This is a genomic window from Streptomyces sp. NPDC088387, from assembly GCF_044753385.1.
In the GTDB taxonomy this organism is placed as follows: domain Bacteria; phylum Actinomycetota; class Actinomycetes; order Streptomycetales; family Streptomycetaceae; genus Streptomyces.
Window position 1 is genome coordinate 24910 of the sequence record NZ_JBIVNC010000010.1, and the last position, 12984, is coordinate 37893.

The following is a 12984-nucleotide window of genomic DNA, read 5'->3' on the forward strand; positions in this document are numbered from 1 at the left end:
GCTACGGCTTCGGCAGCGGGTACGACGTGTAGACCACGAACTTCGTCGGCTTGTGGTTCTTCACATACCGCAGCACGATCTGCACCTCGTTGCCCGCGGCCTCGCCCGCCCGCGCGCCGCCCCTGGTGTACACGGTCCCCAGCGATCCTTCGCTGCGCACCTGCCACTTGATCTTCAGACAGTCCCGCTCGGCGACGAAGCTGTAGCCGCTCTTCCCCTGCTTCTGCGCCTCCGTCGTCTTCCACTTCGTCAGTCGCTGGGCGTTGCCGGGGGCCATCTCCCACTCCTGGAGCGCCTTGGCGACGGCCCGCTCCGCGGTGGCCTGGTCCTGCCAGATTCCCACAAGACCACCGCGGCTGGACTGCGCCTTGTCCCAGGCCCCCGCACGTGCGGCGGCCGAGACGTGGTCGGAGATCGTGTGCGCGCCCTGGATGCCCTCGTCGGCCCCCAGGTTCGTGCAGTTGTGGACCAGGACGTCCGTGGCATCCGCGCCCTGCGGACGGACGAAGAAGGTGTGCAGTCCGTCGACGGTGAGGTCGTACACCTCCCGCGCGTCCCGGCCGGGCCGGTCCACGAGGGCGGTGACCGTACGGACCGAACCTTCGGGGGTCACCAGCCGGTCACCCGTCCGCAGGTCGGACACCACGGTCCAGCCACGGCCGACGACGTACATCCGATGCCCGGCCGTACTGGTCAGGACACCGCCGTCCACCGTGATGTCCACCAGGTGCCGGGTGCCGTGGCGGAAGGTGTCCGTGACCTCCTGCGGGCGGGTTCCGCCCGTGCCCGGGTCGGCGGCCCGGACCACGTCGCCGACGCGCACGTCACGGATCGGCCGGTGGGTCCCGTCGGCCATCAGCACCTCGGTCCCGCCGGGGAAACTGTTGGCCCGGCAGGCCGCCGTGAGGACCTGGTAGGTGGTGACGGTCTCCTCGATCTCCGCCATGGCGCGGGCGTCGAGGTTGAGGGCGCGCAGCGCCTGGAAGGCGTCGCTGACGCCCACCCCGGTGTGCAGCGCGGCGTTGAGCGCGTGGATCCCGTCGGCGATCGCCTGGAGCGTCTTGCCGCCGACGAACCAGCTGGCCGCCCAGAGGCAGGCGGTGGCGCTTCCGCCGTCGACGCCCGGAGCTACCTTCTTGGCGCACTCGATGAAGTCGCCCAGCAGGATCTTGACGGGGTCGATGCCCTCGTTGAACTCGGCCATCGAGATGGTGTGGGTGACCTTGTGCTTCTGGCCCTTGAGCACCTGCGGGCCGAGGTAGAGCGTGGCCGAGGCCGGGCACCCTAACTGCGTGGCGGGCATGTCCTCGGCCGTGCAGAGGTAGAGGTCCACGTACGCGTCGAAGGTGATGACCGCGGTGATCACACAGTCACCGATGTGGATGATGACGTTGCAGTTGTCCTTCTTGATCACCTCCGGTTCACCAACGGGTTCGAGGTGGTCGACGACGTAGAAGACGTTGCCCACGCCGGTGTTGGCGCCGGACGCGATCTGGTCGTTCTTGCCCTGGGTCTCCGTCCGCTCGGCGGCCTCCTGGGCCTCCTGTGCGTACTTGTCGGCGTCCTTGGCCGCCTCCTCGGCCTCGGTGGCCGCGGTGTCGGCGCGGTCCGCCGCCGCGCGGGCGTCCTTCGCGGCCTCCTCGGCCTCGGTCGCCGCCGCGCGGGCCGCCGCCGCGTCGAGGGCCGCCTCGTCGGCGGAGGCCCGGGCGTCGGCCGCGTATCCCTCGGCCCGTCCGGCCGCCGAGTCGGCGGCTGCCGCGTCCTCGGTGGCCTGCCGCTGGTACTCGACGGTGCGGGCCAGCGAGGCCGTGGCCGACGCGGCCGCCTTGGCGGCGTCGGCCGAGTAGCCGAGGGCCTCCTTGGCGTAGGTGCGGGCGTCGGACGCGTACCCGGCGGCGCTCGCCGCGTAGACGTACGCCTGCTTGGCGTCACCGCTGGCCTGGTCCGCGAGGGCCTTGGCGGCCGCGGCCTCCTCCTGCGCGTTCTTCGCGTGGGCGTCGGCGACGGCCTGCTGCTGTTCGGCGATCGTCTTCGACCCCTGCCCGGTCAGCACGACCAGGCCCGCGGCCGAGTCCGTGGTGGCGTAGGCGGAGCCGAGCTGGATGGCGTCGTTGGCGGGAGCGGCGACCTGGACGGCGGCCTTCCCGGCGTCCTCGGCGGCCTGTGCGGTGACGTACGCGAATCCGGCGGCCTTCGCCGAGGCGACCAGCGCCTTGGCGGCCTCCGCACGGGCCCCGTCCGCCTGGGTCCTGGATTCCTTGGCCTTCGCCTCGGCCTCGTCGGCCAGCGCGACGGCGTCCTTGGCCTCCTGGGCGGCGTGCCGGGCCGCGGCGATCGCGTCCGCCACGGCGGCGGTCGCGGTCTTCACCGCGGCGTCCGCCCGCAGCTTGGCCGCCTGTGCGGCGTCCGCGTCGGCCCGGGCCCGCTTGGCCGCGGCCTCGGCCCGGGTGGCCGCCGCGTCCGCCTCGGCCGCGGCCTCGGTCGCCGCGTCCGCGGCGGCACGGGACCGGCCCGCGGCGGTCTCGGCGTCGGTGGCGTGCTGGTCGGCCTCGTCGGCCGCGGTCCGGGCGGCGTCGGCGGCGCTGCCGGCGTCCAGCGACTGGGCGTAGCTCTCGCTCGCGTCCGCCTTGGCGCGCAGGGCGTCGGCCTTCTGCTCGGCCTCCCAGGCGTCGTCGCGCTTGGCCTTGGCGTTGTCGCGGGCCTTCACGGCGTCGTCCTTGCGCGCCACCGCGGTCTGCTCGGCGGTCTCGGCCTTGTCCTTGGCGTCCTTCGCCTTGCCGGCCTCGTCCTGGGCGGTCCGCTTGTGCTCGGCGGCCTCGGCCTGCTTCGCCGCGGCGGTCGCCTTCTCGGCCTTGGCCGTCTTCTCCTCGGCCTCCGCGTCGAGCCGTCTGGCGTGGGCGTCGGCCGCGGCCGACTTGGCCTCTCCCTCGGCCTTCACCGCGACCTGGAGCTTGGCCTCGGCGGTCTCCTTGTCGGCCTTGGCGTTGTCCCGGTGGACCTTCGCCGCGTCCGCCGCCGCCTTCGCCTGGAGTTCGGCGGTGTGCGCGGCCTCCTTGCGGAACTCGGCCTTGGCCTGGGCGGCCTGGGCCAGTGCCCGCTGGGCGATGGTGGCGCTGTCGGCGGCGGAGGCGCGGGTCGCGGCCTCGGCGGTCTCGCCCGCCTTCACCATCGCCTCCAGCGCGGCGGCGGCGCCCTTGGTGACCTGTGCCTTCTGCTGGCCGACGAGCAGACCGCGACCGCGCGGGGCGCCGTTCTGGTCGGCGGTGGCATAGGCGGCCTGGACCGCGGTGTCCGTGGTGGTCGCGGCCTTCTGCGCCGCCGTGAGCTGGGACTTGAGGTCCGTGAGCTGCTTCTTGGCGGCTGCCTGGGCGCCGGCGATGCCCGCCGCCGCCTTGGCGGTCTGCGCGGCCGACGGAACGATGCCGGTGTGCCCGGAGGGCTTCACGGTGAGCTTCTGGGGTGTGCCGCCGGAGCAGGTCCACAGCCGGGAGTCCTGGCTCGCGTCGTAGGTCGGCAGGTCCAGGCACTTGCCCGTGCCGACGTTCTTCAGCGGCGTGGTGGCCCGGACGTTGTACTCCCAGGTCTGCGACGGAGCGCTGTTGCACGTCCAGAGCTGGATCTTGGTGCCATTGGCCGGGTTGTTCCCGGAGACGTCCACGCACTTGGCGGACTTGACGTTCCTCAGGTGCAGGCCCTTGTCGTCGCCCTCGACCGTCCACTGCTGCCCGGCCGCGCCGTTGCAGGTGTAGATCTGGACCACGGTGCCGTTGGCCGTGCCGCCGCCTGCCGCGTCGAGGCACATGCCCTTCTTGCCGGCCACCTCGATGGTCGTCGGGGCGTCACCGATGTAGCCGACGCCGCCGGCGGACCAGTAGTCCTGCCAGCGGGCGAGATGGTCGGCGACCCAGGACTGGCCGATCAGGTCGCCGAGGGTCTTCGCGCCGGCGGCGAGGGACTTGGTGGCGTCCTTGTTGGCGGTCAGGATCTGGTTGCGCTGGGTGGCCTGGGAGGCGATCTCCTGCTGCCACTCGGCCGCGGCGGTGGCGGTGACGTCGCCGAGCGCCTGTCCGGGGTCGAGCGGGTCGCGCCAGGCGCAGGCCGCGAAGCGGGACTTGAGGTCCTCGACCGCGATGCGGTACTCGGGGCTGTCCTGCTGGGGTGCGGTACGGGGGAAGCCGCCGGAGGCGAGGAAGACACGGGCGTCGTCGGCGCCGGCGGGGTCGGACGCGCTCGCGGTCAGCCACTGGAAGGCGTCCCGCTCGGCGAGGGCCCGGTTCCACTGGTCGCTCGGCAGGCTCGGGTCGGGGTCCTTGCCGTAGAGCGGGGTGCCGAGGTCGGTGACGGCCTTGCGCGTGGCCGCGTCGGCCAGGGGGGTGGGGTCCTCGTAGAAGTCCTCCTCGCTCTGCCAGAAGCGGTCGGAGGTCCACTGGGACAGTCCGGTCTGGGTGTAGAAGCCGGGCTTGCCGTCGCTGCCGTCCGGCGGCCACTGGAATCCGGTGACCGTGAAGCCGGCCGGGTTGGGCATCCCGGCGAGGGGCTTCGCCCAGGCGTCCCGGAGGGCGTTGAGGGCGTTCAGTTCCTTGCCGGCCGTGTCCCGGTCGCCGCTGTACGCCGTGGCCAGCGGGGTCGCCTCCCAGACCTTGCGGTCGGCGAGGGTGTGCAGCTTGTCCGCGGGCTGGTTGAGGGCGTCCTGCGCGGTGGCCGCCATGGCCGGACCACCGAGGCGCAGTACGTCCGTCATCAGGCACTGGTCCTGGCGCAGTTGCTCCGCCGGGGTGTCCTCGAACCACGGCCGCGAGTCGCTCACGGGCGTCGCGTCGAGCGGGGCGGCGGGTGCGGGAAGCGAGTCGGGGCCGACGGCGATGCCGGTGACGAGGACCGCGCTGAGGGAGAGGGGGAGGAGACGGGTCAGGCGGGCCTGCCCGCGTATCGGTCCCGGTCTGCGGAAACCTGAGGGTCTGGAGCGCAAAGGGGGTGCGTTCCTTCCTGGATGTGGAGGGAGACCGGAGGGGGCCGGGGCACCTGGGAAGGAGCGAGAAAACATCCGAAGCGTGACGAAAGGGGCATGCGAAAGCCACAGGGCTCTGCCCGCTACGTCAGCAACTCCCCCGGTCAGAAACAGTCACGTGCAGACACGGATGGCCAAACCCGAACATGCACCGGGCAACTGTAGCCACTGGCTGGGACTTTGAGTGGAGGCTGTGGATAAAGCGTGAGCAAAGGGGAGGGCATGTGTCCACAACGCACAGGGCTGTGGCCCGGCCCTCCGCGGATCGTGCGAAGGACCGGGCCACAGCCCTGGTGTACGTGTGCGGAACGGACTCCGCGGCGGCTCAGTCGGTGACGAACTGGTGCAGCCCCGGGACGGTCAGCGTGCCGCCGAACTGGCCGGCCTGGGTGACCTTGACCTTCGTGAAGTAGATCAGCGGGATGTTCAGCGGCGGCGGGTGCTCCGGGTCGAACGTGACCGGGATCAGGCCGAGCAGGTTCCCGGAGATGGACTCGGTGTACATCACCGTCTTGCCGTCACGGATCGTGGACGTCGAGCCGCCGGCCGCCTGCACGTGGTGCGTCTTGCCGGACTGTTCGTCCTTGACCGTCTGGTGCAGGTCACCGATGTCGGTGCCGTCCGAGATGACGTACTTCAGCACCTTCTTGGTGGTGCCGCTCGCGGTCTTCACCTCGACGACGCCCTGGTAGTCGGCGCCCTTCAGCAGCAGCGAACTGGCGTCCAGGTACCAGGGGTTGTCGGGCACCAGGACCTTGTTGTCGATGCCGCTCTCGGCGTCGGTGGCGATGGGGCAGCCGTCGGGGTCGACGGTGGCGCTCTCGGACGGACTGACCGAAGGGCTCGGTGAGGCGGTGGCCTCGCCGGACGGCTCCTCGGACGGCTCGGACGGTTCCTCGGACGGCTCGGTCGGCTCGGCCGTGGGTTCACCGGCGGGCTCGTCCGCGGCGTCCGTGCTGTCGTCGCCGCTCGTGCCGTCCTTCTCGTCGGCCTTCGCGTTGTCCTTCTCGTCGGTCTTCTTGTCGTCCGGCGACGCGGCCTCGTCGTCGCCCGTGGCGGACGGGGTCGGGGTCGCCGTGCCGTCGGCGCCGCCGCCGGTGATCCCGTCGACCACACCGTCGACGACTCCGTCGATGGCGTCGCCGATCGTGCCCAGCAGCCCGCCGTCCCGCGAGGGTGTCGGCGTCGGCGACACCGTGTCCTGGTCGCCTGATCCCTCCGCGGGCGGGGGCTCGGGAGTGGACGCGTCCTCGTCGTCGGAACCTGAATCCGAGGAGGAGTCGCCGTCCGACGACCCCGAAGAGCCGGGCGCGGGCGAGGAGTCGGCGGCGGGCGACGAGACGGACGGAGTCGGCTCGGCCGCTTCGCCCTGACCGTCCTGATCGCCCTTGTCCGTCTTGTCGGTCGTGTCGCCGGACTCACTGGCACTCGGCGACGGCGAGCCGGACGGGGCCTCGGCCAAGGCCTCCACACAGTCCTTGTACTCGTCGGCCGTCAGGCTGTTGGACACCGACGGCGTGGAGTCGTCGGCCAGGGCCAGCCTCGGCGTGAACCCCATCCCCATAAGAACCGCGGTCGGCATCGCCGCCAGGGCTATCGCCTTGCCGGCGGGCACCTGGATCCTGGTGAACAACGGCTTCTTGGGCGCCGCGTGGCGCGGTCCGGTTCGCACGCGGGACACGTTCGCCTCCGTCCCGCGAGCCACCTCGTCAGCCGGCACGGTGCCCCCCATTCGCCCCGTTCGCCGGGCTCGTTCCTGACAGTTGGTCCGGTTCGGCGACCTCGGCCCCCTTCCCGGGGGTGCCGCCCTGGCCCGTGTTCGGCTCGGGCACCGGCTCCGTCTCGGGCGGCGCACCCGGTGCCCAGGAGACGGCCATCGCTCCGCCGATCATCGAGAACAGGAAACCGATGATGAAACCACCGAAGTTGGACACCGGGAGGGACACCAGCGCCAGCAGAATCGCCGCGACGCCCGCGAAGGTGCGGATGTGCTTCTGGAACCAGAGACTGATGCCCAGCACTACGAGCAGGACACCGATGATCAGCGACCCCGCGCCCGCGGTGGTGGACATCGCCAGCGTCAGGTGGCCGAGCTGAAGATGTGCGTACGGGAAGTACATGATCGGAATGCCGCCGACCAGGACGAACAGGCCTGCCCAGAAAGGGCGACTGCCCCGCCAGGCACGGAACTGCAACCTCCGGCGGGTGAACTGACCGGACGCGGCAGGAGTCTCGGCGCTCATGGAAAACAGCTCCCTGGTACGGCGTTTGTGCAGTGATGATCTGTGCTGCCCGTGAAGGGCCGGCCTCCACGGAGGACGGGTGGGGGCGTCTCGCGACTCCCCCGACCCGTCACCGAGTGCCTAGTAGCACTCCTTGGCTCCCGTGGACAGCTTCATGCTGAGGCCGGGAAGCGTGAAGGTTCCTGCGGTGGTCGCCCACGCCGTCTGCTTCACGCCGTACAGGTCCACCGAATCGGCCTGCTGGGCGAAGCCGTTGGGGTTGGCCTGCTCCTTGCCGCCCTTCATGCCGGGGCCCTTGGTCGCCGAACCGGCGGCCACACCGATGTCGATGCCGTTGAACACCGCCTTGTCGGACCCGAGGTCCTCGACGTCGATGAACAGGTTCGACGCCGTGACCTGCTTCTTCTGGTCCTGGCTGTCACCCGCCTTCAACGTCAGGGTGACGGACCCGAGCAGCGGGATGTTCGGCGTGACAACGGACTGGCACATGTTCTGGATACGGGCGTCCGTGAACGCCGACACCGCGACAGGGTGTGCCGTCTTCTTGCCGTCGAGGGTGGTACCCGCGTCAATGGCGCCGTACTGCGTGAATCCCTCACCGTGGAGGTAGTCCGCAGAGACCTTGAACGACTGACCGGAAACGCTGAACGACGCGGCGAGAGCACCCTGAGCGAGGGCGACACCTATCGCTGCCGTGGCGGCCACGCTGGGCACCATGACCACGGCAAAGCGCTTCCATCTGGTCCCACCACGCACCTGGGACTCCATATTTCCTCCTTCTCGGACGTACATCTCCTGACCCCGACTCGCCCCTGAGGGCGAATCAGCCGGGCAGGGATGGGAGAAGTGCTACGTCCTCGGGAAGGAGAGCGCCCGCGCCCGGAAGCGCGAACCGCGCCTCGATCACCGGCGATCACCCCCGAGCGACAACCACTGGTCGCGCCTGACACGCATCACGCACAACCTTGCTGGACAGGCTTCACCCGCAGGCGAAGACCCCCCTGCCCAAGAGCCGGCGGCACTGCCGTCGGCTCTGCTCGGTGGGGACCCAGGAAGTGCCGTGACCCGACCGGCTGTCGGGGAACGGGCAATGGACCGAGCGTCGCCGATCGTGGTGCATTCTGGCCGCCGACACAAGGGGGTTCGTTACTGGCTAGTAACGACGCGATAACCGAACAACGACCCAGGGATCTCGGCCGACAACGCTGGGTGTCATCGAGGGGGAGGACATAGTCATTGATCGTCGGACACATTCCGACAGAACGACCGCCCTGACTTACTCGCAGTAACAGCGGCCGCCATTGCCAAGTTTTGGCAAAGCGCGGCCGCTTTACGCCACCCCCGGCAGCCGGAGCCACTCCGGCCCCACCCGCCCCGGGCCCCCCGGGAACCGGCCGGAGCACGGTTCCCGCAGGCGGGAGCCTCAGAACAACGCGCGGGCCAGCGCCCGTCGTGCGGCGGCCACGCGCGGATCGTCCGCACCGACCACCTCGAAGAGTTCGAGCAGCCGCACCCGTACGGCGTCCCGGTCGTCGCCCGCCGTACGCCGCACGGTGTCGATCAGCCGCCCGAAGGCGTCCTCGACATGGCCGCCGACGAGATCCAGGTCGGCCGCGACGATCTGCGCCTCGGCGTCGGCCGGCCGGTCGGCGGCGTCCTTGCGCACCTGCTGCGGGTCGAGCCCCTGCACCCGCTGGAGCAACTCGGCCTGGGCGAGACCCAGTACGGCCTCGGGGTGGGCGGGGTCGTCGGCGAGCACGTTCTTGTACGCCTGCACCGCGCCGCCGAGATCGCCGGCGTCCAGCGCCTCCGCGGCCGCGTTCAGCAGCGTCTCGTAGGGGCCCGCCGGGACCTCGGGCTGCGCGCCCTGGTCGGCGCCGCCCGGCTCGGCGTCGGGGTCGACGGTGAGGCCGGTCAGGCCGAAGCGCTGCTCGGCGACCTGGACGAGCTGGTCGAGCGTCTGCCGGATCTGGGCCTCGCCGGCGGCGCCCTGGAAGAGCGGCAGCGCCTGCCCCGCCACCACGGCGAACACCGCGGGAATCCCCTGGATCCCGAACTGCTGCATCAGCATCTGGTTGGCGTCGACGTCGATCTTGGCGAGCAGGATGCGCCCGCCGTACTCGACGGCGAGCCGCTCCAGGACCGGGCTCAGTTGCTTGCAGGGCTCGCACCACTCGGCCCAGAAGTCGAGGACGACGGGTACCTCGGCGGAGCGCTGGAGGACATCGCGCTCGAAGCCGGCCTCATCGACGTCGATGACGAGGTCGGCCGGTGAGACGGCTCCGCCGCCGCCCTGCCGGGCCGCTTCGGCGCGGGCCTGCTCCGCCTTCGACTTGGCCTCCTGGGCCGCCTTCACCGCGGCGAGGTCGACGACGCCGCTCATGGACATGTTCCGTGGCTGCATGCGCCTATCCTCCCCCGTTCCCGCGCCTGTGGGAAAAACGATGTGGAAAGCCGGTCCCGCCCGGGGTGGGGCCCGGCGCCGGGTCCCCACCCGCGCCGCGCGTCCGCCGCCCGTGTACGTCCTTCACGAGCCGCGTCCGAGCCGTTGTCCGAGCCGTTGTCCGAGCTGTTGCACGGGCCGCTGTACGGGGACTCCGCCGTAACCCAGGCCTTGGTCAGCGCTTTCGCTACGAGTCGTAGCGTAATAGTACGGGTGGCGCCCGCGGAAGGACCCCCGGGTGATCTCTCTCACTCGATACCCCGCGTCAACCCCCGGCTATGGTCGGGGAATGCAGAGCCGCATCCCCGCCGCCACCCGTGGCCGTCCGCGCAGCACCGCCGCGGACACCGCGATCCTGTGCGCGACGCGTGCCGCTCTGGTCGATCTGGGCTGGTCGAAGCTCACCCTGTCCGACGTCGCCACACGCGCCGGGGTTGCGAAGACGACCCTTTATCGCCGCTGGGCCGGCAAGAACGAACTCGTGGTCGACGCGGTGGCGGAGCTCTTCGACGAACTGCGGCTCCCCGACCGGGGCAGCCTGGCCGCGGACATCGAGGGTGTAGTGCTTCAGTTCGCGGCGATCCTGGCCCGCCCGGAGGCGAAGAGCGGCCTGATGGCGGTGGTCGCCGAGTCGGTCCGCGACGACGCGCTGCGCGAGCGGATCCGCGCCTCCATCGTCGACCGCCAGAAGTGCCTCGTCCTGGAGGGCCGGGACCGGGCCGAGGCCCGGGGTGAACTGCCCCCGGAGACGGACCCGGTGGAGGCCGCCCGCACGGTCGACATCATCTTCGACATGGTCGCGGGGGCCGTTGTGCACCGCACCCTGGTCAGCGCGGAACCCGCCGACGCGGAGTGGGTCCGCGACTTCACGCAGATCCTGCTGACCGGCCTGGCGGGCGCCCGCCAGGCCTGACCCCGGGCGTCGAACATCAGGTGCCGGGCCCGGCGCCTCCGGCGTCGACAGAAGTTCATCCGCCGAACCGCGCCCCACCCTTGCCCGATATGACATGTCACCGACATCATTTCAGCAGCGTTCTACTCGCATAGACATCGCAGCTCCTTCCTGACTGTGCTCGCACCACCGCTCCACCCCCTCGTCACCGGGTTCGGGCACGACGGCAAGGTCCGCGTCGACCCCGTGGACATGCCGTACCTCGACAACGACGGCACGTCGTACCACCCCAACCAGATCCTGGTGAACTGGTCGTCGTACAAGTACAACCTGGCCGACGTCGTGATGATGGAGGAGGACGGCTCCACCAACTACCTGGAGCTCGCCAGGGCCATCGCCGCGATCCTGCTCACCGTCACCGACCAGGGCGCGTACATCCCGCTGGTGAACGCGGTCCTCGACGCCATCCCGGCCGACTGGTGGACCGACGACCCGGACTACACCGACTCCTGGTACACGCTGGCGCAGAACAGCAGCGGCACACTGCCGGGCGCCCGGGGCAACGGGCAGCTGACGTTGGAGCCGTACTTCGTGCAGGAGTTCTGAGCCGCCGCCGACCACGGCGGCACAGCGGGCCGGCGGGACATCCCGCCGGCCCGTTCGCGCACACCCGGGGGCGCCTCGCCCGGTCAGAACCCGGCCGGCTCGGTGTACACCCCCCACTCGTCCCGCAGCACCCCGCAGATCTCGCCCAGCGTCGCCTCGACGCGTACGGCGGCGATCATCGGCTCGATCATGTTGGAGCCGTCCCGCGCGGCGGCGAGCATCGCGTCCAGCGCGGCCCGTACGGCCGCCTCGTCGCGCCGGCCCTTGCGCGCCGCCAGCTCCCGGACCTGCTCGCGCTCCACCTCGTGGGAGACGCGCAGGATCTCCAGGTCGCCGGTCACCGACCCGGTGTGGACGTTGACTCCCACGACCCGCTTGTCGCCCTTCTCGACCGAGCGCTGGTACTGGAAGGCGGACTCGGCGATCTCGCCGGTGAACCAGCCGTCCTCGATCCCGCGCAGGATCCCGGAGGTGACGGGCCCGATCGGATGCAGCCCGTCGGGATGCGCCCGCAGGCCCCGCTCCTTGATCTGCTCGAAGATCTTCTCGGCGTCGGCCTCGATCCGGTCGGTCAGCTGCTCGACGTACCACGAACCGCCCAGCGGGTCGGCGACGTTGGCGACGCCGGTCTCCTCCATGAGGACCTGCTGGGTGCGCAGCGCGATCTCGGCGGCCTGCTCGCTGGGCAGCGCGAGGGTCTCGTCGAGGGCGTTGGTGTGCAGCGAGTTGGTGCCGCCGAGCACGGCCGCGAGCGCCTCGACCGCCGTACGCACCACGTTGTTGTACGGCTGCTGCGCGGTCAGCGAGACGCCGGCGGTCTGTGTGTGGAAGCGCAGCCACTGCGCCTTCTCCGTCTTCGCCCCGTAGACGTCCCGCATCCAGCGGGCCCAGATCCGGCGCGCGGCACGGAACTTGGCGATCTCCTCGAAGAAGTCGACGTGCGCGTCGAAGAAGAAGGACAGGCCCGGTGCGAAGACGTCGACGTCGAGGCCGCGGCTGAGCCCCAGTTCGACGTACCCGAACCCGTCGGCCAGGGTGTACGCCAGCTCCTGCGCGGCCGTCGAGCCGGCCTCGCGGATGTGGTAGCCGGAGACGGACAGCGGCTTGTAGGCGGGGATGCGGTCGGCGCAGTACTCCATGAGGTCGCCGATCAGGCGCAGATGGGGCTCGGGCTGGAAGAGCCACTCCTTCTGCGCGATGTACTCCTTGAAGATGTCGGTCTGGAGGGTGCCGTTGAGCACGCCCGGGTCGACGCCCTGGCGCTCGGCGGCGACGAGGTACATGCAGAAGACGGGCACGGCGGGCCCGCTGATGGTCATGGACGTGGTGACGTCACCGAGCGGGATGTCCTTGAAGAGGACCTCCATGTCGGCGGCGGAGTCGATGGCGACACCGCAGTGGCCGACCTCGCCGAGCGAGCGCTCCTCGTCGGAGTCGCGGCCCATGAGGGTCGGCATGTCGAAGGCCACGGAGAGTCCACCGCCGCCGTTGGCGAGGATCATCTTGTAGCGCTCGTTGGTCTGCTCGGCGTTCCCGAACCCGGCGAACTGCCGGATGGTCCATGTCCGCCCCCGGTAGCCGGTCGGATGCAGGCCCCGTGTGTAGGGGTACTCCCCCGGCCACCCGATCCGCTCGAAGCCGTCGTAGATGTCGCCGGGCCGTGGCCCGTACACCGGCTCCACCACGTCCCCGGAGAGCGTGGTGAAGTCGGCCTCGCGCTTGCGAGCGGCGTCGTACCGGGCCTGCCAGCGACGGCGGCCCTCCTCGATGGCGTCAGCGTCCATACCATCGA

8 protein-coding genes are annotated in these 12984 nt (G+C 70.9%); 2 read left to right on the plus strand and 6 right to left on the minus strand.

Annotation, left to right across the window (positions count from 1 at the left end):
* Position 1 precedes the first annotated feature (1 nt).
* The 5 genes from ACIQAC_RS25640 to ACIQAC_RS25660 all read right to left on the minus strand — a co-directional run bounded on the left by ACIQAC_RS25640 (position 2) and on the right by ACIQAC_RS25660 (position 9655).
* Entirely contained in the window at positions 2-4969 is a 4968-nt protein-coding gene (locus tag ACIQAC_RS25640) for an RICIN domain-containing protein (RefSeq protein ID WP_402194523.1), read from the minus strand.
* 364 nt (positions 4970-5333) lie between these two features.
* Positions 5334-6728, minus strand: a complete 1395-nt coding sequence (locus ACIQAC_RS25645; protein ID WP_402194524.1) for a hypothetical protein — start codon at positions 6726-6728, stop codon at positions 5334-5336.
* Entirely contained in the window at positions 6718-7251 is a 534-nt protein-coding gene (locus tag ACIQAC_RS25650) for a DUF6114 domain-containing protein (RefSeq protein ID WP_402194525.1), read from the minus strand. Before ACIQAC_RS25650 ends, ACIQAC_RS25645 begins: the two co-directional genes overlap by 11 nt.
* 120 nt (positions 7252-7371) lie before the next feature.
* Positions 7372-8019 carry a DUF6230 family protein gene (locus tag ACIQAC_RS25655; protein WP_402194527.1) on the minus strand — a complete coding sequence of 216 codons (648 nt, stop codon included), beginning with the start codon at positions 8017-8019 and terminating at the stop codon, positions 7372-7374.
* 655 nt (positions 8020-8674) lie between these two features.
* The gene (locus tag ACIQAC_RS25660) at positions 8675-9655 is read right to left on the minus strand and encodes a tetratricopeptide repeat protein (protein WP_402194528.1); all 981 of its coding nucleotides are present in this window, start codon (positions 9653-9655) and stop codon (positions 8675-8677) included.
* A 328-nt stretch (positions 9656-9983) separates the two neighbouring features.
* On the opposite strand from ACIQAC_RS25660, the gene ACIQAC_RS25665 reads away from it, so the two are divergent.
* A complete protein-coding gene (locus ACIQAC_RS25665) occupies positions 9984-10607 on the plus strand; it encodes a TetR/AcrR family transcriptional regulator (protein ID WP_402194530.1) in 624 nt (207 codons plus the stop codon).
* A gap of 156 nt (positions 10608-10763) precedes the next feature.
* Positions 10764-11192, plus strand: a complete 429-nt coding sequence (locus ACIQAC_RS25670) for a DUF3103 family protein (RefSeq protein WP_402194532.1) — start codon at positions 10764-10766, stop codon at positions 11190-11192.
* Between the two features lie 83 nt (positions 11193-11275).
* Here ACIQAC_RS25670 and ACIQAC_RS25675 read toward each other — a convergent pair whose 3' ends face one another.
* Positions 11276-12976 carry a methylmalonyl-CoA mutase gene (locus ACIQAC_RS25675; protein ID WP_402194533.1) on the minus strand — a complete coding sequence of 567 codons (1701 nt, stop codon included), beginning with the start codon at positions 12974-12976 and terminating at the stop codon, positions 11276-11278.
* Positions 12977-12984 lie beyond the last annotated feature (8 nt).